This is a genomic window from Kitasatospora sp. NPDC023120 (assembly GCF_055560835.1).
Genome location: NZ_JBVHHY010000019.1, coordinates 108,319 through 133,047, shown reverse-complemented (window position 1 = coordinate 133,047; position 24,729 = coordinate 108,319). Strand labels below are relative to the sequence as shown.

14 protein-coding genes are annotated in these 24,729 nt (G+C 73.9%); 1 reads left to right on the top strand and 13 read right to left on the bottom strand.

The window, feature by feature from the left end:
- Positions 1-47: 47 nt before the first annotated feature.
- Positions 48-1,877, bottom strand: a complete 1,830-nt coding sequence (locus tag ACZ3TI_RS26795; RefSeq protein WP_465730414.1) for a non-ribosomal peptide synthetase — start codon at positions 1,875-1,877, stop codon at positions 48-50.
- Positions 1,874-7,909 (bottom strand): acyltransferase domain-containing protein, encoded by a 6,036-nt coding sequence (locus ACZ3TI_RS26790; protein ID WP_465730412.1) that lies wholly within the window; start codon positions 7,907-7,909, stop codon positions 1,874-1,876. The genes ACZ3TI_RS26795 and ACZ3TI_RS26790 overlap by 4 nt, the downstream gene beginning before the upstream one ends.
- Before the next feature lie 682 nt (positions 7,910-8,591).
- Between ACZ3TI_RS26790 and ACZ3TI_RS26785 the strand changes: the two genes are divergently transcribed.
- Positions 8,592-9,959 (top strand): MFS transporter, encoded by a 1,368-nt coding sequence (locus tag ACZ3TI_RS26785; RefSeq protein ID WP_465730410.1) that lies wholly within the window; start codon positions 8,592-8,594, stop codon positions 9,957-9,959.
- 57 nt (positions 9,960-10,016) lie between these two features.
- Here the strand turns inward: ACZ3TI_RS26785 and ACZ3TI_RS26780 are convergent, their stop codons facing one another.
- Genes ACZ3TI_RS26780 through ACZ3TI_RS26730 form a run of 11 tightly spaced genes read right to left on the bottom strand, consistent with a single transcriptional unit; the run spans position 10,017 to position 24,728 of the window.
- Positions 10,017-11,438 (bottom strand): DUF6519 domain-containing protein, encoded by a 1,422-nt coding sequence (locus tag ACZ3TI_RS26780; protein WP_465730408.1) that lies wholly within the window; start codon positions 11,436-11,438, stop codon positions 10,017-10,019.
- Between the two features lie 29 nt (positions 11,439-11,467).
- Complete coding sequence (locus tag ACZ3TI_RS26775) at positions 11,468-13,687, bottom strand: hypothetical protein (protein WP_465730406.1); 2,220 nt, start codon at positions 13,685-13,687, stop codon at positions 11,468-11,470.
- Entirely contained in the window at positions 13,684-17,463 is a 3,780-nt protein-coding gene (locus ACZ3TI_RS26770) for a putative baseplate assembly protein (protein WP_465730404.1), read from the bottom strand. Before ACZ3TI_RS26770 ends, ACZ3TI_RS26775 begins: the two co-directional genes overlap by 4 nt.
- Entirely contained in the window at positions 17,460-20,687 is a 3,228-nt protein-coding gene (locus ACZ3TI_RS26765) for a putative baseplate assembly protein (RefSeq protein ID WP_465730402.1), read from the bottom strand. Before ACZ3TI_RS26765 ends, ACZ3TI_RS26770 begins: the two co-directional genes overlap by 4 nt.
- Positions 20,684-21,079, bottom strand: a complete 396-nt coding sequence (locus ACZ3TI_RS26760) for a GPW/gp25 family protein (RefSeq protein ID WP_465730400.1) — start codon at positions 21,077-21,079, stop codon at positions 20,684-20,686. The genes ACZ3TI_RS26765 and ACZ3TI_RS26760 overlap by 4 nt, the downstream gene beginning before the upstream one ends.
- Before the next feature lie 11 nt (positions 21,080-21,090).
- Positions 21,091-21,423, bottom strand: coding sequence for a hypothetical protein (locus tag ACZ3TI_RS26755; RefSeq protein ID WP_465730398.1), 333 nt, complete (start codon positions 21,421-21,423; stop codon positions 21,091-21,093).
- Between the two features lie 14 nt (positions 21,424-21,437).
- Positions 21,438-21,947, bottom strand: a complete 510-nt coding sequence (locus tag ACZ3TI_RS26750) for a phage baseplate assembly protein V (RefSeq protein ID WP_465719494.1) — start codon at positions 21,945-21,947, stop codon at positions 21,438-21,440.
- A gap of 22 nt (positions 21,948-21,969) precedes the next feature.
- Positions 21,970-23,127 carry a hypothetical protein gene (locus tag ACZ3TI_RS26745; RefSeq protein ID WP_465730396.1) on the bottom strand — a complete coding sequence of 386 codons (1,158 nt, stop codon included), beginning with the start codon at positions 23,125-23,127 and terminating at the stop codon, positions 21,970-21,972.
- The gene (locus tag ACZ3TI_RS26740) at positions 23,120-23,485 is read right to left on the bottom strand and encodes a LysM peptidoglycan-binding domain-containing protein (RefSeq protein ID WP_465730394.1); all 366 of its coding nucleotides are present in this window, start codon (positions 23,483-23,485) and stop codon (positions 23,120-23,122) included. The genes ACZ3TI_RS26745 and ACZ3TI_RS26740 overlap by 8 nt, the downstream gene beginning before the upstream one ends.
- The gene (locus tag ACZ3TI_RS26735) at positions 23,482-24,129 is read right to left on the bottom strand and encodes a CIS tube protein (protein ID WP_465730392.1); all 648 of its coding nucleotides are present in this window, start codon (positions 24,127-24,129) and stop codon (positions 23,482-23,484) included. The genes ACZ3TI_RS26740 and ACZ3TI_RS26735 overlap by 4 nt, the downstream gene beginning before the upstream one ends.
- Positions 24,126-24,728 (bottom strand): hypothetical protein, encoded by a 603-nt coding sequence (locus ACZ3TI_RS26730; RefSeq protein WP_465730390.1) that lies wholly within the window; start codon positions 24,726-24,728, stop codon positions 24,126-24,128. Before ACZ3TI_RS26730 ends, ACZ3TI_RS26735 begins: the two co-directional genes overlap by 4 nt.
- Position 24,729: the final 1 nt, after the last annotated feature.

Genomic DNA, 24,729 nt, shown 5'->3' with positions numbered 1-24,729 from the left:
CTTCGTGTCGATCGGGGGTCGAGCGCGGGGCGAGCTGGGGGGGTGAGTCAGCGTCCGGTGGCGGGGCCGCCGCGGCCGCGCAGCGCGGCACGGCGGGCGGTCGCCCGCTGACGGGCGGACTGGACCACCTCGGGGGTGGCGCCGCTCTCGTCGTCGAGCCAGCGGGCGAGGGAGGCGATGTCGCGGAAGCTGAAGAGGTCGGGCACCCGGACGCGCCGCTCGAAGCGCCGGGTCATCAGCCGGGCGAGGCGGACGAGCAGCAGCGAGTCGCCGCCGAGGTCGTAGAAGGCGGACTGCACGTCGATGCTCGACGGTTCGAGGTCGAGCAGCTGGCCCCAGATCTCCGCCAGCGCCACCTCGGTCGGGGTGGCGGCGGCGGTCCGGGGCTCGCCGGTGTCGGCGGCCGGCGGCTCGGGCAGCGCGTTGCGGTCGAGCTTCCCGCCGGGCCCCAGCGGGAGGGCGGGCAGGAACACCAGCGTCGCGGGCACCATGTACTCGGGCAGCCCGACGGCGAGCCGGCCGGTGATGGCGCTCTGGAGTGCGGCGTCCAGCCGGGGGCCGTCCGGCGAGGCGCCGTCGCCCGCGGGCACCACGTAGCCGACCAGCCGGTTGCCGTGGACGGCGGCGGCGGCCTCCCGGACCTCGGGGCAGCCGGTCAGCCGGGCCTCCACCTCCTCCAGCTCGATGCGGTAGCCGCGCAGCTTGACCTGGTGGTCGGTGCGGCCGAGGAACCGCAGTTCGCCGTCCTCGGTGAACCTGACGAGGTCTCCGGTGCGGTACATCCGCTCGCCGCCGCGGAACGGGTCCGGCAGGAAGCGTTCGGCGGTGGTGCGCGGCCGGTTGACGTAGCCGTGCGCGAGGCCGGCGCCGCCGAGGTAGAGCTCACCGGGCTCGCCGGCCGGGACCTGCTTCAGGTCCCCGTCCAGGACGTAGACGCGGGCGCCGGGCGCCGGCGGGCCGATCGTCGGTTCGTCGGTCCCGTCCTCGGGGACCGGTCCGAACGAGCAGAAGACGGTTCCCTCGGTGGGGCCGTAGGCGTTGAACACCCGGTCGGCGGTGGTCTCCCGGTAGGTCCGGTCCACCAGCTTGCGGCGCAGGGCCTCGCCGCCGAACACCACCGTGCGCACGTTCGGGGGCAGGGCGCCGGCGTCGAGCAGGCTGTTCATGACCGACGGGACGACGTTCAGGTGGGTGATCCTGTCGGCGTACCGGCTCTCCGACAGGTGCACGGCGCTCTCGACGAGCACCACGGCGCCGCCGCGGCACAGCGCGTTGAAGATCTCCATCACGGACATGTCGAAGCAGACCGAGCTCGCCGCCGAGACCCCGCTCAGGTCGCAGCCCTCGAGGACCCGGTCCATCGCGGCGAGCATCGCCACGCTGCCGCTGTGCCGGATGGCGACGCCCTTGGGCGTGCCGGTGGAGCCCGAGGTGTAGATGACGTACGCGGTGTCCTCCGGCACGACCGGTACGGGCGTGGCGCCGGGCTCGGTCGTCACGGTGTCCCCCAGGACGACCACGGTCGGGCCGGACGGGCAGCCGGCCCGGGACGCGGGCGTGGTGAGCAGCAGGCGGGTCCCGCTGTCCCGGACCATGAGCTCCAGCCGGTCGGCGGGGTAGTTCGGGTCCAGCGGCAGGTAGCAGGATCCGGCGCGCAGGGCCGCCAGGATGCCGACCAGCAGGTCCGGGGTGCGTTCGATGCAGATGCCGACCGGGACGCCGGGTCCCGCGCCTTCGGCGGCCAGCCGCTCGGCCAGCACCCGGGAGCGCTCGTCCAGTTCGCCGTAGGTCAGGACGCCGGCGTCGGAGTAGACGGCGGTCGCGTCGGGGTTCTTGACGGCTTGCCCGAGGAACTCGGAGTGCAGGGTCTCGGTCACCGGTCCGTCTCCTCGGGGAGGCCGGCCGGCGCGATCTCGCCGAGGGCCAGGTCGGGGCGGGCGATCGAGTCGAAGAGCACGGTGCGGTACAGCGCGAGCAGGGCCGTCACGGTCTGCCTTTCCAGGTAGCTCGGTTTGAACTGGACGTGGCCGGCGACCTCGCCGTCGATGTCGGCCATGGAGATCTCGAGGTCGAACTTGGCGAGGTGCCTGCGCACCTGAACGGGTTCGAGCGGCAGCGCCCCGTCGGGCGTGAGGGTGTCGCCGACGCCGTGGAAGAGCTTGACGGAGCGGGGGAAGGCGTCCGAGGACAGCCAGTTCACCACCACGTCGAACCACGGGGAGCGGCCTTCGGCCCGCGGCGGCTTCAGCTGGGACGCCAGTAGGTCGAGGGGGTAGTTCATGTGCTCGAGGAGGCCGAGCGAGAAGGCGTGGACCTCGCGCAGCAGGTCGCGGAAGCTGCGGTCGGCGGCGGGGTTCGCCCGGACCAGCACGGTGTTGAGGTAGTAGCCGATGGCGGACTCCCAGCCGGGCTCGGCCCGTTGGGCGATGGCGGTGGCCAGCACCGAGTCCTCCGTCCCGACCGCGCGGTTGAGCGTGGCGAAGAACCCGGCCAGCACGACGGTGCTGATCGACACGCCTTCGCGCACCGCGAACTCCCGCAGCAGGCGCGTCTCTTCGGCGCTCCAGCGGAAGGCCAGGTCGCGGCCCTCGTAGGTGACGCCCGCGGGGCGCTCCATGGCGGACAGGTCGATCCGGGCGGGCGGGTCGGCCAGCTTCCGCGACCACCAGTCCAGGGCCGCACCGGCCGCGGGCCCGGCGAGCCACTCCCGCTCCCACGCGACGAACTCCGTGTACGGGGCGACCGGCGCGCGGTCGGCGGGGTCGGCTCCCTCGTAGAACTCCTGGAGTTCGCGGATCATGACGTCGGCCGAGGCCGCGTCCGAGGCGATGTGGTGGACCAGTACCAGCAGGTAGTGGTCGGCCGGTCCGCGGGTCAGCAGGACGATCCGCACCAGCGGTCCGTTGTCCAGGTCGAGCGGCTGGTGCCCGTACCGGGCCAGTTCCTCGCGGGCCTGCTCCTCGTCCAGGTCGGAGCCGTCCACCAGGACGTACTCGTACACCGGCTCGTCCAGGATGACCTGGTACGGGCTGCCGCCGGCCTCCACGAAGAGGGTGCGCAGCGCGGGATGCCGCTCCAGCACGGCCTGGACGGCGCGGTCCAGGGCCTTCTCGTCGACCGCGGTGCGGATCCGGGCGGTCACCATGAAGTTGTAGGGCACGGCGTCCGGCGCGACCATCTGCATGAACCAGAGCGAGGCCTGGCCGTGCGAGGCCGGTGCCAGTTCGAGGCCGAGGCCGGGGGCGAGCAGCTGGTCCCGCGCCGGGTCGTCGGTGGCCTCCAGCAGGCCGCGGGCGTCCAGTTCGGCCAGCAGCTCCTCGGCGTCCAGTTCGGAGAGGTCGTCGAGGAAGCTCCGGTCCGGCTCGGGGCGAGCGGCGGGGGCGGGGGCGGGAGCAGCGGCGGGTGCCGGTGCCGGGGTCGCGGTCGGGGCAGGGGTGGCGGCCGGTCCGTCGGTGATGCCGACGAAGTGGTCGACGACCTCGGAGATCGACCGGCCGTCCAGGAACACCACCGGCGACACCCGGTGCCCGAACAGTGCCTGCAGCCGGTTGACCAGGCGGATCGCCAGCATCGAGTCCAGGCCGAAGTCGAGCAGGCTGGCGTTCCGGTCGAACCTGCCCACGGGCACGCCCAGGGCGTCGGCGAGCTCGGCGAGGACGACCTCCGCCACCGGACGCTCCTCGGCCGCCCCGCTCTCCACCGGAGCGGTCTCGGCCGCGGTGGAGGGGGCCGCGGCCACGGTCACCGCTTCGAGCGCCGGGGCCGGCGCGGGTGCGCGGGCGGGCTCGGTGTCGATCCAGTAGCGGTCCTTCTGCCACTGGACGAGCGGGGTCTCCACCACCTCGACGTCGTCGGCGAACAGCGAGTCGAAGGCCAGCGGCAGGCCCCGGACGTACAGCGAGGCGGCGGCGCCCAGAAGGCAGCGGACGTCGCTCTCCTCGCGCCGCAGGGAGTTGATCGCGTGCACCCGGGCACCGCGGGTCAGCGCGATCTCCTCGACCGCGCCGCGCAGCGTCTCGTGCGGGCCGATCTCGATGAAGGTGCCGACGCCCCGGTCGACCAGCGCGCCGATCGTCTCGGCGAACCGGACCTGGTTGCGCAGGTTGTGCACCCAGTACTCGACGTCGGTGACCGGGTTCACGGTGTCGGCCAGCGCCGTGGAGTGGAAGTCGATGCCGGGGGTCAGCGGGGTGATGCCGTCGATGCTCCCGCGCAGCGGCTGGAGCAGTGGGTCCATGCCGGGGCTGTGCACCGGCCGCTCCACCCGGATCCGCCGGGTCGAGATGCCGTCCCGCTTGAGGTCGGCCTCCAGGGCGGTGACGGCCTCGGGCGAGCCGGAGACCGCCGCGCTGGTGGGGCTGTTGACCACGGCGACGGCCGCGTGGTCGGCGTACGGGGCGAGCCGTGGCAGCAGCTCCGCCTCCGGCAGGTCGACCGAGATCATGGCGCCCGCGGCGGCCTTGCGTTCGAGCAGGTGCGAGCGGGCGACCACCACGCGGGCCGCGTCCTCCAGCGACAGCGCGCCGGCGACGCAGGCCGCCGCGACCTCGCCGAGGCTGTGCCCGACGACGGCGGTCGGCTGGACGCCGAGTTCGAGCCAGACCTTCGCCAGCGAGACCTGAAGGGCGAACAGCACGGGCTGCTGGAAGTCCATCTCCTCGTACCTGGCCTCGGCGGCCGGGGCGGCGAGCAGCTCGAGCACCGAGCGGCCGCCGGCCGCGCGCACCGCGGCGTCGCAGGCCTCCATCCAGGTACGGAAGCCGGCGTGCGAGCGCAGCAGCTCGCGGCCCATGCCGACCCACTGGGTGCCGCCGCCGGAGAACACCAGCGCCACCCGCTGGTCGACGGTGCCGGAGACGGTGCCCGTGACGACGTCGGGGTGCGGTTCGCCGGCGGCGACCCGGGCGAGTCCGTCCAGGACGTCCTGCCGGTTGCGGGCGAACAGCGCGATCCGGTGGCCGTGGTGGCTGCGCCGGGCGGCGAGCGTGTAGGCGAGGTCGGAGACCCGCAGGCCCGGGTCGCGCTCGACGTGGTTGGACAGTTCGCGGCAGGTGTCGGTCAGCGCCTCCGCCGTCCGGGCCGTGACCGGGACGAGGTGCAGCTGCCCGTCGGCCGCGGCGTCGCCGCGGCTCGGCGTGACGTGGCGTCCGCGGTCGCCCGCGAGGAACGGGTGGGCCGCGACGGGGAGTCCGGCGGTGTACAGGGCGCCGAGCGAGCCGAGCAGGGTCGAGGCCTCGTCGGCGCCGCGCCGCAGCGAGGGCAGGGTGGTCGCGGTGAGGATCTCCGACACCGACTTGAGCAGGAGCGGGTGCGGGCTGAGCTCGACCACCGCGTCGATGTCGTGCTCGCGCAGGTTCGTCAGGGCGTCGACCACCCGGATCTCCCGGCGCAGGTTGTCCGCCCAGTAGTCCGGTCCGAGCTCCGCGCCGTCGACGGGTTCGCCGGTGACGGTCGAGATCATCGGGATGCGGGCGGTCCGGGGCCTGATGCCCTCGAGTTCGACCTTCAGCGGGGCGAGGACGTGGTCGACCAGCGGGGAGTGCGGGGCGTGGCCCATCCGCACCCGGTGGTTGGTGACGCCCTCGTCGGTCAGCCGCCGCACGAGGTCGTCGATCTCCTGCGGTGTGCCGGTGACCAGGGTGGAGTTCAGGCCGTTGCGCCCGGAGAGGGTGAGCCCGCCGGTCAGGTGCCGCTGGACCTCCTCCGCGGGGGTCATCACCACGATGCCCTCGCCGCGCCCCACCGCCAGCTGCTGCAGGAGCCGGCCGTGGTGGGCGGCCAGCCGGGAGGCGTCCTCGAAGTCGAGCGCGCCGGCGACGTGGGCGGCGGCGAACTCGCCGACGCTCTGGCCCACCACGACGTCCGGCTCCACCCCCAGCGAGCGCCAGGCCTCGGCCAGCGCGACCTGGATGGAGAACAGCAGCGGCTGGAAGACGTCCATGTCGTCGATGCGGCCGTCCGGGGCGAGCAGCTGCTCGACGAGCGAGAAGCCCAGCAGTTCCCGCATCCGGCGGTCGGACCTCATCATGGAACGGCGGAACACGGGCAGGCCGGCGAGCAGTTGCCGGCCCATGCCCACCCACTGCGAGCCGTTGCCCGAGAACAGGAACGCCACCCGTGGCTTGCGCCCGGTCGCCTCCCCGACGCCGAGCCCGGCCGCCTTCGTACCGCTGCCGAAGGCGTCCAGCTGGGAGCGGAGTTCGGCCATGCCCTGGGCAGTGGCCGCAAGGCGAAACGTTTCAGTACCAGGGGTGCGGCTGCAGAGCGCCCGCAGGTCGTTCCCGTCCCGCACCGCCCGGGCCCGCTCGACCAGCGCCTCCCGGGAGTCCGCGGCCAGCAGCAGCAGCGAGCTCTCGGGGCGCGGGAGTTCCTCGACGGCGACGTGGCAGATCGCGCCGCCGAACCCGAACGAGCTGACGCCGCCCCGGCGGGCGTCGGACCGCCGCGGCCACGGCTCCAGCCGGTCCTGCACGGTGAGGTTGTACTCGTCGAACATGATCTGCGGGTTCGGCGCGCTGTAGTGCAGGCTCGGCGGCAGTACGCCGTTGCGCATCGACATCGCGAGCTTGACCAGGCCGACGATGCCCGCCGCCGCCTCCAGGTGCCCGACGTTGGACTTGACCGAGCCGAGCCGCAGCGGCTCGGTGCGGTCGCCGCCCAGGACCGCGCCGATGGCGTTGGCCTCGATCGGGTCGCCGAGCGGCGTGGCGGAGCCGTGGCACTCGATGTAGTCCACCAGGTGCGGTGCGATGCCCGCCCGCCGGTACGCGGTGCGGAGCATCTTCTCCTGCGCCTGCGGGTTCGGCGCCGTCATGCCGTTGCTCAGACCGTCGTTGTTGGAGGAGCTGCCCTTGATCAGGCAGTACACCGGCAGGTCGCGCTCGAGCGCGACGCTCAGCGGGGCGAGCACGACGACGCCGGCGCCCTCGCCGCGGACGTAGCCGTTGGCGCGGGCGTCGAAGGACTTGCAGCGGCCGTCCGGGGCGAGCGCGCCCATCGCGTCCATGGCGGTGTAGTAGTCGGAGACGAAGCTCAGGTTCACACCGCCGGCCAGCACCAGGTCGCTCTCGCCCAGCCAGATCGACTGGCACCCCACGTGCACCGAGACCAGCGATCCGGCGCAGGCGGCGTCGATGGCCATGCTCGGGCCCTGCAGGCCGAGGACGTAGGAGACGCGGTTGGCGATGATGCCGTCGTGCATGCCGGTCGCGGTGTGCGGGGTGATCTGGCTGTCGGGGCCGCGGTAGTGCGCCAGCGCGGCGTAGTCGCCCCAACAGGAGGCCATGAACACGCCGGTGTCGCTGCCGACCAGGCTGTGCGGCGCGATCCCCGCGTCCTCCAGCGCCTCCCAGGACAACTCCAGGATCAAGCGCTGCTGCGGGTCCATCTGGACGGCTTCGCGCGGCGAGATGCCGAAGAACAGCGGATCGAACCGGTCGATGCCGTCGATGAACCCGCCCCAGCGCACCCGGTCGTTGAGGAGTTCTCTTCGAGCGGCCGGCACCGGTCCGACGGCGTCGCCGCCCTCGACCAGCAGCCGCCAGAACGAGGCCGGGTCCGGCCCGCCGGGGAACCGGCAGCCGATGCCGACGACCGCCACGGGCTCCTGCGAGGGCGCGCTGCGCCCCGCGCCCGCGGCGGGCTCCTCGGCAGGCGGACCCTCGACCAGCGCCCGCGCCAGGGCGTCGACGGTCGGATACTGCCACATCCAGGTGGCCGGCACCTGCCGGCCGAGGAACTCGGACAGCGAGGCCGCCAGGGCCACCGACCTCACCGAGTCCAGTCCGTACCGGTGCAGCGGCGCCCGACGGTCCACCGCGCCCGCGGACACGCCCAACAGCTCGGCAGCACGGGAAAGCAGGAAATCGGTGACGGCTGATAAGTCTCGCGCTGCGCGTTCTCGGGGCATGGCGACTCCCTCGGCGGGGCGGGTGGAATGGAGGGGAGGAACTGCCCGGCCGGTCTCCACCGACAGCGCGCGGGAAACCCCGCGGTGCTTGCCTGCCGTGAATCGACTCCGTGGGCCGAGGCGAACAGCCGGACCGCTACGGCCGGACCGGCCGGGCTCAGGACCGGGCTTGCGGTGGCGCTGGTCTCTTCATCCGCGCCCCGGAAGAGGAGGGCGCGGGAAAGCACGAGAAATACCGGACGACGGAAAAGAGGATGGAGTCTGTGTCCGAACTGTCCATCCGTGACAGCGCCGGGATCGGCACCCCCACGGTCCGCCCGGCGAACATCAGAGTGCCACCGTATGAATCGTGAGACAAGCGTGACTCGAACGCCGGTCGGAGCAGTGGCGAGATCTGGTCTCGAAACTGTCCGGTTCGATCTCCTCGGGCGCCCAAGGCAGTTGGGGCCGGCGTCGGCCGCCGTCCGGTGCGCAGGGGGCGGGGTAGACAGCAGATTCGTGACCGATGCAAGCTGATCCCCATGGCAGTTGTGAAACTTGATACGGCGTCAATCGATGGCGACAGCTCCTTAGTCGGACGTTCCCCGCACGACCGTGTGTTTGTACCCCTTGCCGCGCGCACCCCCGGACGGGTGCCCAGCGCCGGCGTGCGCGCCGGCCGCGACACCGACGGCAGGCCGGCATGACCGATACCGTGACCACGCCGGTGCGCCGGCCGGGACTGGCCCTCGGCGTGCTGGCCGGGGCGCTCGCCCTCGATGTGAGCGGCCTCGGAGTGCTCAACGCCGCCCTGCCGTCCATCGGAACGCGCTTCAGCCTGGACGACACCACGCTCCAGTGGGTCATGACTGCCTACGCCGTCACCTTCGCCGGCTTCCTGCTGGTGGGCGGCCGACTGGCCGACGTCCTCGGACGGCGGCGGGTGTTCGAGGTCGGCGTCGCCCTGTTCACCGTCTCCGCCCTGGTCGGGGCGGTGGCCCCGAACACCGTGGTGCTCCTGGGCGCGCGCGCCGTCCAGGGGATCGGCGCCGCCCTGTCGGGGCCGGCCGCACTGGCCCTGCTCACCGACACGTTCCCGGCCGGTCCGGCCCGCAACCGGGCCTTCGGCGTGTACGCGGCCGTCGGCGCCGCGAGCTTCAGCGGCGGGGTCCTGCTGGGCGGCGTGCTGACCGAGTTCTTCGGCTGGCGCTCGGTGCTGTGGTTCTCCGTGCTGCTGGGTCTCGGGGTGCTGGCCGCGACGCGCATCGGACTGCCCGACGGCGCCGGGCACCGCGGCCGGCTGGACCTGCCCGGCGCGATCACCGGCACCCTCGGCCTCACCCTGCTCATCGTCGGGGTGAGCAGCAGCGGCGCGACGGCGTGGGTCATGCTGGGCGCCGCGGTGGTCTCGCTGGCGCTGTTCGTCGTGCGGGAGCACCGCACCGCGGACCCGCTGCTCCCGCTCGGACTCTTCCGGATCACCTCGGTGCGGGAGGCGAGCCTGGCGGCGTTCCTCCAGTACATGGGCTCGGTCGGGATGCTGTTCTTCGCCCCGCTGTACCTCCAGGGCATGCTGCACTACTCGCCCTTCGAGTCCGGGATCGCGCTGGTGCCGATGTCCCTGGCGGTGTTCCTCACCGCCAACTTCGCCACCGGCCGCCTGCTGGCCAAGTACTCCCCGCGGACGCTGATGGCCGTCGGCCTCGTCCTGATCGGGGTCGGCACCGGGCTGTGGCTCGGTACGCCGCAGGACGGCGACTACGTGCTGCACGTGCTGCCCGGTCTGGTGGTCAGCGGCATCGGCCAGGGGCTGAACTTCCCCTCGATGACCTCCGCCGGCCTCTCCGGCGTCCCGGAACGGCAGCAGGGCGTCGCCGGTGCCGTGAACGTCGTGACGCAGCAGATCGGCGCCAGTGCGGGCGTCGCGGTGATGGTCGTGGTCGCGGCGACCGCGGACGACCAGCTCTCCGGCTACCACCTCGCCTACGTCACCGCCGCCGTCGCCTGCGTGCTGGGCGCGGCGGTCATCGCCCTGAGGCGGCAGACCGGAGGAGTGCCGGCGGTCGAATGACCCGCCGGGAGCGGCTCCGGTGCGCGGCGACGACCGCCGCCCACCGGAGCCGCCCTCTCACGCGTCGCGCTGCGCGGGGGCGGTCAGCGGGGCGAAGGTCTGCCGGAGGTCGACGACCGTGGTCGGGCCCTTCACCCAGGCGAGCGGGGCGTGGTGCACCCGGACCCCGGCCGGCTCCCGGAGCAGCGCCTCGCCGGCCGTGTTCTGCGGCCACTCCACCGAGCCGGTGGCGGTCCGGGCCGGGACGAGCCAGTAGTCGCCCCGGGTGTACTCGCCGCACGGTCGGAAGTACACCTGGACGCCGTCCTCCAGGTCGAGCCAGACGCCCTCCTGCAGCTGCAGGGCGCCGCCGGCCAGCGGCAGGGCGTCCCGGCCGCGGGGCGCCCGGTGGTCCCAGCGGCGCAGGAACGGGTGGCGCTCGGCCAGCCGCCCGACCTCCGGCACCGGTTCGGCGGACAGCCGCACCCGGCGGCCCGGCAGGTCGGTCTCCTCCACCTGCAGCAGGTTCGCCGCCTCGCCCCGGCTGAGGTACGCGCTGTCCGCGACCTCGACCCAGTCGCCGACCGAGAGGCTGAGCTTGTCGTCGTCGCCCAACGTGGTGAGGTCGACCCAGACGCCCTTGATCGAGGCGATCGGCAGGACGACCGAGCCGTTCTCCCGGGACCACTTGAACGTGGCGCAGCCCTCCGCCGAGCCGCCGTGGTGGACCTCCACCCGGTACAGCTGGTTCTCCGGCCCCCGGTAACCGGCCTCGGGGTGGGCCAGGCACGGCTCCTCGCTCGCCCGCTCCGGCCGCCGGGCGCGCGCGGCCAGCAGTGCGCCCGGCCGCTCGTGCGCGTCGGCCCACGCGTCGAAGGCCTCCCGCACCCGGGACGCCCCGCCGTCCGGCACGCTCAACTCCGAGGCCGGCAGGGCGAGTACCTGCCAGACGAGCTTGGCCCGGGCCGCCGTGTCGGGCATCGCCGCACCGAGCGCGACCTCGCGGATCTCCGGGTCCTCGACGGCGGTGACGCTGCGCTCCCAGACCTTCAGGTAGACCAGGAACGGGAACTCGCCGGGCAGCCGGTCGCCGTCGCGCTCCTGGTCCAGGTAGGCGTCCGGCTGGTCCCAGTACGTCCAGGTGGCGGGCGCCTCCCGGGCGTCGCCGCCGTGGCCCTGGCCTCCGTCGTCGGGCACGGCGATGCCGGGCTCGGGCCGGTCGGCCTCGCACAGGATGCCGTCCACGTAGTACCGGCCGCCGCCGATGGTGAGGTCGTCCACCTCGTGGTTGCCCGGCACGTAGCCGATCGCGAACCCGGCCGCCGAGGCCGGCCCGCCGCGGCGCCCGATCAGGTCGGCGGCGAGCGTGCGCAGCTGGTAGCGCTCGATCGCGGCCTGCTCGTTGGCGTCGGCGTCCAGCTGGACCCGGCCCTGCTGGGTCAGCACCGCGGAGTAGTGCTTGCCGGGCCGGAAGGTCAGGCGCGAGAAGTCTGCGTGCACGGTTTCCCTTTCGTCTTCATCAGGGCGGCTCAGGAGGCGTGGAAGATCCCGGCGTCGGCGCCGGCCGGCGTGTACTCGGCCAGCCGCGCCCGCAGGTTGTCCTCGCGCTGGGGCTGGAACAGGTCGTGGAAGGCGCCGAGTTCGGAGCGGTCCTCGGCGCCGCGGGTGATCTCCGGCGCGCACCCGGAGGCCAACTGGCCGTAGCCGGGCGTGCCGTACCGCAGGCTGGTGAACAGCGGGCGGACCCGCTCGGCCTCCACCTCGCGCAGCCGGGCCGCCTGGGCAGGGTCCAGCTCGCCGCGCTCGACCAGCTCGGTCACCGCCGAGCGCACCAGGTCGGGCTGGCACTCGTACCGACGCGGGGTGCGCGAGCACGGCGGGACGTAGCTGAACCGCAGGCAGCCGAGCGAACGGCGGGCCACCCGCAGCCGGCCGGTGAAGACGCAGTCCTCGGCGATCGGCACCGCGTGGGTGTGCACCTCGCCGACCACCGTGGAGCGGTGGGCGTGCAGCAGCGCGTGGGCGTGCTCGCAGTCGGGCCCGGAGAGCGCCGGCCGCTCGGACCCGGTGGCGTCCAGGATGCTGTCGGCGAGGTGGATCTCCAGCGGGTCGGTGTCCACCTCGTCGCCGACCACCTGGATCGTGCCCAGGATGCTGCGCTCGATCCGTACGCAGGCGGTGGTGTGGTCCAGGACGAGGCTGGGCTCCCGCGGCGCGTGCGGTTCGCAGTGCGGCTCCAGCGACCAGCCCGGCACCAGGGTGCAGTGCCGCAGGGTCACGGAGGCCAGCGGTCCGGTGACGTTGATCCCGCGACCGGTGATCAGCAGGCCGTCCAGGACCAGCCGTCCGCCCGGGCAGACGCCCCGGACGTTGAGCGCGTCCGGCCGGTTGCTGTACCAGTCGAGCAGCCGGATCACCGGCCGGGTGCCCTCGGCGGCGCGCAGTTCGAGGCGGTCGTCGGCGGCCAGGTCGAAGTCCAGCTGCTCCTGGTAGGCGCCGCTGTGGGTGATCTCGATGACGGCGGCGCCGCCCGCGCTGCCGGACTCCTGGTCGGCGCGCCACTGCTCGTAGGCGTCGTTGATCCGCTCGTACGGCCTGCCGGGGCCGACCTGGTAGACCGTCCGGTGCCGGGCCTCCGGGCGGTCGCGCGGGTACTCCCCGCCGCCGGTGTCGTCGCCGAACGCGTAGTGGTAGTCGACCCAGACGCCGCGCCGCGGGGCGGAGCGGGCGCCGAAGGCGATCCGGCCGAGCAGCGGGTCGACGGCGACCTGGCCGCGCTGGGGCCGGTACGTCCAGTCGCTCAGGTCGGCCACCGTGATCTCGGCGGGCGGGACGGGTTCCTGGGCGCCGTCGCGCCAGATCGCGAAGCTCTTGCCGGGCCCGTAGTAGTCGGCCAGGCGCTCGGCGAGCTGCCGGCGCCGGATCGGGGCCGGCACGTTGTCGATCGTCGCGAGGTGGGTGGTCGACGGCTCCGGCTCGGGCCTGGTGACCAGCTGGGCGTCGTTGCCGAGGACGGAGAAGGTGAAGAGGTTCCGGGCCCGGTCGATGCAGTACGCCGGCGCCCGGGTGACCGGGTACGGCTTCAGCCGCCAGACGTACAGGGCGACACCGGCCGGGGTGTAGCCGCCCTGGCGGCGGGTGGAGGCGGCCCGGCGGACGTCGGCGGTGTGCGCCTGCCCGTCGAAGGGCCCGCCGAGCAGGTCCAGTTCGGCGCCGCGCCGTACGTCGACCAGCCGGCCCCGGCTCAGCCGCTGCCGGTCGGCCGGCTCCTCGTCCGGGCGCAGCAGCCGCACCGGCTGGGTGCCGCCGAGCAGCCGGGAGAGCTCCACCGCCCGGGCCGGCCAGTCGGCGACCGAGGCGGACAGCTCCTCCAGCAGGGCGAGCGTGCCCTTGCGCCGGCGGTTGGCGACGGTGTTGGCGACGTCGTGCCGCGGCGCCAGCCGGGCGGCGAGCCGGTCGCGGGCCGCTGCCCGCTCCGGGGAGGCCCCGCCGTGCAGTCCGGTGGCGAGCACCTCCTCGTAGCCGGGCAGGATCCGGTAGCCGACCAGGTCGCCGAGGTAGGCGACGGCCCAGTCGGCGGCGGTCTCCACGAACCAGTCCTGGTAGCCCTGTTCGATGCCGCCGCGGACCACGTCGACCTGCTCGGCGATGACGGCCAGCAGGGCGCGCAGCGGCTCACCCGCCTCGGCGTCCCGCAGCCGGTGCCACTGCGGCAGCAGCTCCACCAGTCCGTCCGGGTCGCGGGTCATGCGCGGACCTCCTTGAGGATCAACGTGTCGGGCAGGTTCGGTGACAGCAGGGCGAGTTGGGCCGGGCGGATGCCGCGGAACACCGTCACCACGCGGCCGGGCGGCAGCGGGCGGGTGTCGGTGAGGGACGGGTTGAGGCGCAGCAGCTCGGCGACCGAGATGCCGTTGCGGGCGGCGACCTCGGTGAGGGTCTCCGGGTCGGGGCCCCGCACCCGGTAGCGCTGTTCGTCGAAGCGGGCGAGCCGGGCCGGGACGGTCGGCTGCGGCCGGGCGAGCCGCTCGGACAGCTGCTCCAGCCCCTGCGGGGTGAGGCTGCCGGGCACGCCGGTGAAGGCGTCCACCTCGACCCAGTCCACGCCGGGGACGGCCTGGGCGGCGGTGAGCACCTCGGACAGGTGGGCGCTCTGGCCGAGTTGGCGTCCGGCGTAGCCGAGGCGGTCGAGCAGAGCGCGGCGCAGTGCCGGTTCGACCAGGTCCCAGGAGTGGTCCGGGTCGACCTTGACGCTCAGGGCGACGACCAGCAGGACGAGTTCGCGCAGGGCGACCTCGACCGGCAGTTTCGGGTCGCCGTAGGCGGTGAGCGAGGAGCGCAGGGCGCGGATCAGGTCGGAGTCGGCGGTGAGCGGGATGTCGTCCACCCCGGCGACCGTGACGTGGACCAGCTCCCGCCTGCCGTCCGAGAGCCGGGTGGCGCTCGCGCGCCCGATGCCGGCCCGGGAGCGGGTGAAGTTCTCGTAGTCGGGCACCGAGACCAGCCGGTCCAGGGCGGTGACGGCGAGCGGGATGTTGCGCCGGGCCAGGCCCGGTCCGTCCGGTCCGGCGCCGCCGGTGGCGGGCAGCGGGTTGACGACGGCGGAGACGCCGAGCGGGCGGGTGGTGAGCTGGGTGATCCGGCCGGCGCCGACGTTGCCGCTCTCGCCGATGCCGATCCGGTAGCGGGCGCGGACGTTCTCCCGGCCGGTGGGCAGGCGTGAACCGTGCACGCCGTCGCCGAAGGTGACGGTGGTGCGGCCGTCGGTCGCGGTCGCGGTGACGTAGACCTGTTCGTCCGGGCCGCGCCCGGCGAGGCTGTCCACCTCGTGCCAGCGCACCCCGTCGACCCGGACCTCCAGGGTGCTGAGCGCGCCCCTGGGGGTGTCGGCGGCCAGCCAGGTGAGCGGTGACTGCCACAGCGTGAAGCGCTGGCCGGGGACGCCGGCGTCGCCGCTGCCGATGGCCTCGTCACGGGTGGCGCCCTGGGTGGCGCGGACCACGTTGCCGAGCACCTGGACGGTGTCGCGCCGGTAGCGGAAGGCGAGGCGGGCGCTGAGCGTGATGGTGGTGCGGACGGTGTCACCGGGCAGGTGCGGGTCGACGTTCTGCTCGACGCCGGCGATCATGGCGAGTTCGGTGCCCCGGACGCCGGTGGTGTTCGGGATGTCGGTCCGCTCGCCGCTGACGGCGATCCAGCGGCCGGGGGTCAGCCCGTCGTAGAGCCGGGCGAGTTCGATCCGGTCGCCGTGGACGTCCTCGGTGACGGGTTCGTCGGCGAGCCGCAGCGACTCGCCGCGGGCGTAGACCGTGGCGTCCCTGATGTGCGAGAGCTGGGTGTCCTTCTCGTCCAACCACGGTTGCTGCAGGGACAGTTCGGTCACCTTGCCGGTGATGCCGAAGTCGGCGCGGGAGATCACGCGCACGTCGGTCACCCGGGTGATGACCTCGGCGAGGTCGCGGTTGCCCGGGATGCCGCCGTCGAGTCCCTTGCGGGGGCGCTGGATGACCACCCAGCTGCCGGGCGCGATCTGGTCGTACACGGCGTCGAGGGTGAGGACCGTGCCGGAGACCGGCTGCAGCTTGGTGGTGAACACCACCTCGACCGCGGGCGGCGAATCGTCGGTGGCGGCGTAGCGGTGGACCCGGACGCTCAGCTCGCCGGAGTCGCCGGTCTTCTCCTGGCCCGCGTCGAGCTGGTAGTCGAGCGCTGGTCCGGGCCCGCCGTCGACCTTCACGTGGATACGGCCGTCGGCCTGCGGGCGGGACACGAAGACCGTGCGTTCGGGCAGCTTGGCCAGGAACTTGGCGCTGACCCCGGCCTCCTGGTCGGGAGCGGGCACGGCGGCGCGCACCGCGGCGGCGTGCGGGTTCGGCTGCGGCGCCGGCGGCTCGGTGGTGACCACCTTGACCTGTCCGGGCCCGAAGGGGAAGGTGTGGTCCCACGGCAGCGAGAAGCCGTTGTGGGTCAGGCTGCCGGCCTCGACGTACGTGAAGTCGGCGGTCTTCGGGACGGTGCCGGCGGTGTCGAAGGCGACCCGGACGCCGATCAGCGTGCTGCCGGAGAGCGGCCAGTCCACGTAGCGGTCGATCCGGCCGTCGTTGCCGTAGACGGGCTTGAGCGGCGCGGTGGCGCCGAACGGGGTGGCGACCACCCGCATCGCCTGGATCTCGTGCACGGCGAGCGGCGCCGTCAGGTCGACCCGCCGCCAGGCGGGGTAGAGGCCGTCGCGCAGCCGGGGGTCGAGAGCGGCCAGCAGCTGCACGCCGAGGTCGGAGCCGGACGCGAACAGGCGCTGCGGGTCCCGGGCGAGGTCCCGGGCGCTCAGCGGGGGCCGGGAGGGGGCGGTACGCAGCGCCGCCAGCACCGAGCCGAGCCCGCGGACGGCCGGGTCGGCCGCGCCGGTGCCGGGAGGGTTCGGCCCGGGCTCGTCGGGGGCCTGCGGCGGCTCCAGCTGGTGGGCGCGGTCGCGCAGACCGGACAGCTCCTCGCCGAGGTGCCCGAACCAGTCGGCCACCGGTTTCCGGGAGTGCGCCAGTTCGGCGGCCTCGGCCGCCCGGGCGATCACCGGGGCGAGCCGGTCGGCGAAGTCCGCCGGGGTGTCGAGCGGACCGGAGGGCCGGTCGAGGTCGGCGCGCAGCGGGGCCAGCACCTGGTCGTCGAAGTCCCGGACGATCCGGCTGTGCCCGGGCCTGGGGTTCGGGGCGGTCTCGGAGACGGTGATCCACTCGGCCAGCTCGGCGCGCAGGTCCTTGAGGGTGCGCAGGTCCCGGGGCAGCCCGATCACCGTGACGTCGTTCTCGCGGTCGAGCCGCACCTCGGGCACCAGCCGCAGCGCCCGGTGGACCGGGTCGGCGGCCTTGTCGGCGCTGAACACGAACAGCAGCCGGTCGCCGGGCTTGATGTTGTTGGCGGTGCCGGCGGCGAACAGCTCGGCGCGCCCGCCGGGGTTCAGCTGCCCGGGAGTCAGCTGGTACGGGCGGCGGCGCAGCACCGCCAGTTCGTTCCAGGCGGAGCGGGCGGCGAGGTCCTCGGCGGTCTCGAAGGACTGCGGGTCCTCGCCGGGGCCGGGGACGCTCTGGCTGCGGGCACCGCGCGGGATGGTCACGGTCGGGTCCTCGGCCGCCCGCGGGTCGTGGTCGAGGGTGTAGGCGAGGTAGGTGTCGGCGGCGACGCCGGGCCGGGGCCGGTGCCCGACCAGCCGGCCGAGCAGGGTGAGCGAGCCCTCCTCGGTGGCGGTGCGCAGGTACCCCTCGTTGGCGATCCGCTCCGAGTAGAAGGTGAGCACGTCGGCGAGCACGGCCCAGGAGTCCAGCAGCGCGATCGCCGGGTCGTCCGGGGTGCGGACGGTCAGGTCGCGCAGCGCCGGGTAGGCGGGGCCGGACAGCCGGGCGAGCAGGCTGTCGAGGAAGTCCCCGTGGCTGCCGACCCGGTAGCCGATGGCGTCCAGCCCGGGCGGGTTGAACAGCGGGACCGGCGTCGCGGTGGCGGTGCCCGCGCAGCCGCAGGTGCACTGGCCGTTCATCGGCCACCTCCGATCACGATCGAGAGCCGGCCGTTCTCCGGCCAGTCGGGGTCGTTGTCGCAGCCGGCGATCTCCAGCGCGCCGAGCCGCAGCAGCCCGTCGGCCAGGTCGCCGTCGTCCCGCCCGAACTGCCGCCGCAGCCGGGTGACTTGCGCACTGACCACACCCGGCACGGCGGCGGCCGCGGCCACCAGCCGGGAGACCCGCACCGGCTCGCCGAAGCCCAGCGCGTCCGGGTGGAAGAAGCCGAGGCGGCCGTCCGGCAGGGTGCGGTTGCCCAGCACCCGCCGCAACTCGGCGAGCACGTGGCCGCGTTGGTGGCCGGGGGCGGCGCAGATCCGCAGTTCCAGGTCGAGCGGCACCACCAGGGCGGGGCGGACGACCAGGTCGTGGCCGATCCGGCGGTACGCCTCCAGGCCGTGCCCGACCGCTTCCAGCAGGGCGGTGTCCGCGGTGGCGTGCCCGTACGGCTCGACCGCGACGTGGACCTCCTGGACGCTGCCGGTCCAGCGGAGTTCGGCGGCGGCCCGCCGGACCCCCGGCAGGGCGGCGGCCAGCTCCGCGTAGTCGGCGGCGGTGACGGCGCGCAGCCGGGTGCGGCTCAGCGCGAGCGGGGCCGCCTGCCGGACCCGGTCGAGCGGTTCGGGCTCGGTGCCGCCGCCGGCGGGCATCGGGTTGCGGACCCGGAGCACCGCGTCCTGCGGCGGTACGACGGTGCTGCGCCCCTTCGCGCGGGGCGGCTGGTCCTGGCAGACCACCAGGTGGTTGATGGCCTCCGCGCCCACGTTGCCGGCCGCGCCGTTGCCGATCCGGTACGCGACCCGCAGCTCCGCGCCGGGCCGCGGCGGCCGGCCGTGCCGCCCGTCGCCGAAGCGCAGCGCGAGGCGGCCGTCGTCCTCGGGTTCGCCGACGAAGTGCCGGTCGCGGGGGCCGTCGGCGAGCAGGTCCCGGCGGGGCGTCCACTCCTGGCCCTCGGCGGTGGCCAGGACCGCGGGCAGTGCGGCGCGCGGGTCCTGGACGGCGATCCCGGACGCCGGGCCGGCCAGCGCGGGGGAGTCGGGGTCGAGCCCGGAGGCGTACCGGCCGCCCCAGCTCTGCGCCACCTCCCAGACGCCGGGCCGCCGGAGCACCCCGCCGGAGCGGGCCCGGGCGGTGAGCACGTCGAGGCGGCGCAGCTTGGCGGCGAGCAGTCGGGTGCGGCGGGCCAGGAGTTCGCGCAGTCCGGCGGCGGGCCGGTCGGCGAGGTGCAGCTCGTGCACCACCCGGGCTCCGAACAGCAGGGTCAGTTCGGCGAGTTCGGCGCGGGAGAGGGGGTGGCCGCAGTCCGCCCGGTGCCACAGCTCCTCCAGCCGCTGCCGGACCCGCTCGGGGATGCCGGCGAGCAGGGCGGCCTGCCGGGCGCAGACGTGGGCCCGGTCCGGGTAGGCGGCCGCCTGCGTGACCGGCGCATAGCGCAGCACCGGGCGGAAGGGCTGCGGCAGGACGGGGTAGCGGGTCTGGTCGAGCAGCGTCTCCAGGGTCGCCGCCTGGGCGTCGGCGGTGGGCGGCTCGACCACCGCTCCGTGGCCGTCCTCGCCCTCCGCGTTCGCGCCGGGCGCGAGCTGGATGCTCAGCCCGGCCCGCCGGACGGCCGCCTCGCCGACCAGCGCGTACAGCTCGCGGACCTGTTCCGGGCCGAGCTGGCGGCCGGTCCTGGTCCGGTCGAGCAGTTCGTGGATCGCCTCCGCCGCGGGGCTGCCCCCGGTGCGGTCCGCGCAGCCGGACCCGTCCGGCCCGCAGGGCGCCACCCGGACCGGCTCCGGCGGCACCGCGAAGGTCTCCGGGGCTCCGCCGCAGAAGGTGAGCGAGCGGCCGTGGTCGACCAGGACGACGTTGCCGCGCGCGACGCTGACGTCGGCGATCGGGCCGCAGTCGCTCCCGCCGTGCGCGGACAGGCAGACCGGGAAGGAGAGCGCGTCCTCCGGCGCCCACTCGACCTCGACCAAGGGCTGCTCGTACAACTCGTCGACCAGGTGGGTGACCGCGGTGAGCCGGACGGCCTGGCGGTGCGCGGGGTCGGCGTCGGCGGCGGCGCCGGTGCGCGGCCCGAGCACCTCCTCGATGACCAGCAGGTCGCCGGGGCGCAGCGCCAGGTGCCGGGTGCGGTCCTCGGGGCGGTCGGCCCCGTGCCAGTCGTCGCGCAGGGTGGCGGAGGTCGCGCCCTTCGGCAGCACGCAGTCCTGGTCGCCCCAGGTCCAGAACCGGATGGTGTTGTGCTGGGGGTGCAGCACCAGGTCCGTCCCGCCGAGCGGCTCGAACACCTCGACGGCGGCGGTCCGGGTGAGCGCGTCCAGCTGCTCGTCGGGGATCACCGTGGACAGCTCCGGGCGTTCCTGCGGGCCGAGCCGGCTGACGTCGACGGCGGCGAAGCGGAAGCTGCCGGGGTGCAGGGTCAGCGGGCGGTCCGTCGCCAGGGTGACGAACGCCCGGGCGTTGCAGCCGTCGTGCACGGCGTAGTCGATCAGCCGGACGTGCCGGCGCACCGACACCCGGCGGCGGGCGGTGTCGAGGTACGCCTCGGTGGCCACCGCGTCCTGCTGGTAGGAGAGCTGGTCGGCGGTGTAGGCGAGCAGCTCGACCAGGGTGACGCCGAGGTCGGGCAGGTGCCGCTCGGTCCAGCCGGGGGTGGTCAGGCTCATCCGGTCCAGCACGAGCCGGCGCAGGCTCTCGTAGTCGCGGGCGGTGTAGTCGATGACCGCGGACGTCGGGCTGCCGGGCGGGCAGCCCTCCTCGGTGCGGCAGTCGTACGGGGAGGGGCAGTCGGCGCCGAAGGAGAAGCCGGTGCTCGCGTACCTCGGGTCGAAGCCCGGGTACGGCCGGGTGCCCGGTCGGCCGTAGGCGTCCGGCTCGACCACGGTCAGCCGGTAGCGGGAGGTGTCGCCGACCCGGTCGAGGGTGACGTGCATCCGGTCGTCCAGCTCCGGGTCGTCCGCGCGCTCGATCTCGACCGCGACGGCGCGCAGTCCGGTGATCCGGCGGCCGCCGTCGACGCGGATGTTCTCCGGGCCCAGCTCGCCCGGCGCCCGGCCGAGGAAGGTCACGGTCAGGGTGCGCCCGTCGTCGTCCGGCTCGGCGCCGTCCAGGCCCAGCAGGTGTGCCGCGCGCACGTGGGCGCGCCGCAGTTCCGTGCCGCACTGCACGGTCGGACGTTCGGACCGCCCGGTCGCTTCGGATCGGCCGGTCATGCCGCCACCCCGCCCTCGAACACGTCGTGCCGCTGCGTACCGGTCCGGCGGACCACGTACGCCAGCTCGACCCGCACCACGTTGTCCTCGCTCTCCACGTCGAGCGAGGCGACCTCGATCACGTCGCCCAGCCACCGCTGCAGCGCCGCCTGGACGGACAGCTGCAGGGTGGCCGCCAGCTCCGGGCTGTTCGGCGCGAAGACCAGGTCGAGCAGCCCGCAGCCGAAGTCCGGGTGCATGACCCGCTCGCCGGGGCTGGTGAACAGCAACTGCTCGATCAGGTCGCGCACATGGTCGTCGTACGCCGACTCGGCGGTGCGCCCGCGGCTGTCGATCCGGAGCGGGAACGCGAGGTCCGTCCGGGCCGGACCGGGCAGCTGTGAGGTGTTCATGGCCCCGGTGTTCACACCCCCACCGCCCGCTGCTGGACGACGGTCACGATCGGCGGCCCCTGCGGGACCTGCTCGGCGCTCTGGCACAGCCCGACGGCGGACTGCGGCAGCGCGGGGGAGCCGTTCACCCGGATCCGGGCGGACGGCAGCACCCAGCGGACCGTCACGCAGGGCTGCGGCTTGCCGGCCACGTTGAACGGGCAGCCGGTCACGGTGTACTGGTCGGCCGTGCTGGTGACGGCCTGGCCGGCGACCAGCGCCCGCGCCTGGGCGGGCCGGGCCGTCACCTGGCCGCCGTGCGGGCAGGTCACCGTCGCATTGACGTGCAGCAGATTTCCGGGCATGACGTTCTCCCCCGTCAGGTCACGCTCAGCGCGTCCTGGTTGATGGAAACGGTGGCGCCGACGAGCGAGATCGAGGCGCCCTGGCCGTTGCTGATCTGGATGCCCGAGTCGTTGATCACGATCGACGCCCCGCTCGGGGTGCGGAGCGTGATCCCCGTGGTCGGGTCGTCGGAGAGCACGATCACCCGCCGCCCGGTGGTCTCCAGCACCGCGTTCGGCGCGCCCGGCGGGCCGGTCGTCGCCTCCACCGGGACCTCCGAGGCGGAGCCGTACCAGCAGCCCGTCCAGATCGGGTAGCTCTGGTCGCCCTGCTCGAACTCCACCCACACGCCCGCCCCGGCCGGCGGGACGGCGTAGTGCCCCATGCCGGGGCCGGCTACCGGGAAGCACGGCATCGCCCAGGTCGACACGGCCTCGCCCAGCACGTCGGGCACCTGGGCCTGGATGCGGCCGATCCCGAGCGGGTCGGCGTTGTTCACCACCGTCCCCCGGAACTTGCCGAGGTAGCGGGTCGGTTCGGCCATGCGGGCAACTCCTGCTGCAGCGTTAGGGAATGACGGTCGGCTGGAGGGCGATCAGGCCCTCGCGGGTCAGCGTGAAGTTCTGGGTGTACGAGCCGCGCTTGAGGTTGTGGGTGACGCTCTTGACGAAGTACAGGCCGTCGTAGGTGAGTCCGGCGCCGCGGACGCCGACCAGCTCGCGCGGCCGCAGCACGTGCCCGTACCGGACGACGTCGAGCTGTCCGGAGCCGGAGACGGCGTCCGCCGACTGCATCGCCTTGGCGATGGTCTCGGCCACGGCCTGGGTGGTGTCCTTCTTGGCGGTGTCGGCGATGACCTTCTTCTTCAGTGCCGGCGCGGGCCTGAGCGCCAGCGGCGGGCGCAGGATGCTGACCTCCGGCACCGGCAGGACGGAGGACACCTTGGTCGCCGGGAGCTGGATGCGGGCCTCCGGCTCCTCGCGGGCCGTGCCGTCGAAGGCGAAGGTCAGCTGGTCGACGTTGGACAGCGCGTCCATGTTGACGTTCAGCGCGTGCTGCGGGACGCCGAGCCGGTTCTCCGGCCCCCAGTAGGCGCGGCTCATGCCGGGCGCCGGGCCCGGGTCGAGGTAGAACACGTAACCGTTGGCCTTCGCCAGCTCGTTGACGTACCCGAGGTCGGTGCCCTTCTGGAAGTCGATCCGCCGGGTCGGCATCGGCGTCTGCGGCACCAGCTCGGGGACGACCAGCGGCAGGATGCCGTACTGCCCGTACTTGCCGATGATCGCGGCGACCCGGGCCGCCGGGGACATCGCGGGGAACGGCACACCGGCCTGCTCCTCCAGGTCCATCAGCACCGTCAGGTCCTCGCCGGTGACGGTCAGCGTGGACTGGCCGGGCTGGTTGCTGATGCCCACCTCCTGGCGGATGATCACGCCGTCCATCAGCACGGTCGGGGTGCCCGTGACGGTCACCATCAGCACGACCCTGATCTTCGGGTCGAAGAAGCCGCCCGGCAGCAGCGCGGTGTTGATCAGCCCCTGCTTCGACAGGTCGAAGGCCAGCTGGAACCCGCTGCGCTGCCCGGACGCCACCGTCACCTGCGCCGACAGCAGGGCGTCCGTCACCGGCTGCGGCACCGGCACCGGGATCTGCGGACCCATCAGCAGGCTGAGGTGGATCGACCCGACCGGCCCGCCCCCCGTGACGGCCGAGAGGTCAGCCATTACCCACCCCACTGCCCGCCCCCGGCACCGCGCCGGGCAGCGCGACGGTGATCCGCCGCCCCGGCGTCGCGGTCAACTCCCGCGGATCGACCACCGGGTTGGCGTCGGCGATCCGCCACCACTGATCGGCGCTGCCTAGGTAGCGCTGGGCGAGCAGGTCGAGGCGGTCGCCCGCGCTCACGGTGTGCTCGGCGAGCGGGGTCAGGCCGTCCGCGCTCGGCAGCAACCTCCGCTGCAGGTACGGCACTTGCCGCCCGTCCGGCATCGTGTGCAGGACCACCGGGACGCCGTGGTACCGGCTGGTCAGCGGGTACGGCGAGGGCGCGGGCAGCGCGCCGGGCGTGTGGTCGACGGTCATCGGAGTCCCCCTCCCAGTCCGAGCGCACTCAGCCGGCCGTCGGCCGTGGCGCCCACCAGCCGCTCCTTCTGCGCCAGGTGCGCCAGGTACAGCTCGGCCCCGCGGTGACCGGTCGGCAGATCGGTGACGGTCAGCACGCGCAGGCCGATCGCGACGGCGGCCCTGATCGGATTCAGCTCGATGTCGAACGCCTCTTCGGTGATGGTGAGTTCGGTCAGCCGCACCGGCAGGATCCGCTTGCTGCCCCAGGTGAACAGCGTCAGCGGCGCCTCGACCGGCGTGATCTCCAGGGTCCCCGCCGCGGCGAGCGCCTGATTGGCCCTCAGCTGCGCACTGGCCGGCTGCACCAGCAACTCCAGCGTCGCCAGCTGCGGATGGATCCCGTTCGGCGACGGCACGTCCAGCTGGTCCGTCGCGTCCAGCTCCGCGGTGAACTTCCACGTCTCCACGGCCGGCCCCTTCAGCCGCAAGGCCTCCGTCCGGTCCCCGCTCCCGTCCGCCCCCGCCACCTGCGGCGCCAGCGACCGCTCCAGGCTGTCCGGATTGAACTGCAGCACGATGACCCGCTGCGGCGTCCCCCGCTGCGGATCCACGATGACCAGCCCGGACCTTATGGGCCTGGGGGCGTCGGTGAAACCGGTCACGGCCTACCACCGACCCCTTGGGCTCGATACGCCTCGATGACGAGCCCCGCCCGCTCGCGAATCTCGGCGACGGGATCCTGCGCAGCCAAGGCCTGTAGCAGCGGGAGGTACTCGGGCCACGGCGAATACGTACTCGCCCAGAGCGACATGTCCCGTACCCGGGAGTCCGGGTGGGTCAACCCGCTCTTGATCCGCCGGAATGTCTCGTCGTGGAAACCGTGCGGTGAACCGACCGCGAGCCGCATGATGGACAGACCGAGCTCGATGGGATCCGGTGCGTTGTCGACGCACCAGAGCAACTCGGCGAGGTCCCACGGGAAAAGCTCCTCGGCAATCATGTCCCCGACCGTTTCCACGCTCTCGCGGGTCGGACCGTGCGCAACGAGATAGCAATTCTTCGACATGTCGTCCTCGGCATACTGGAGGACGCCTCCGCCGCCCAGGTCCCAGGTGGCGGTGTACGGGCTTCCGCCTGTGCGGCGGGTCTCCGCTTCAGCCCTCCTCGGCCAGTGATGGAGATCGGCGAATTCGGCCACCTCGTCCTCCGCCGGGCACGAGCGCAAAACGATCCTGTTCGTCTTGAATTTCGAGCTCTTCATC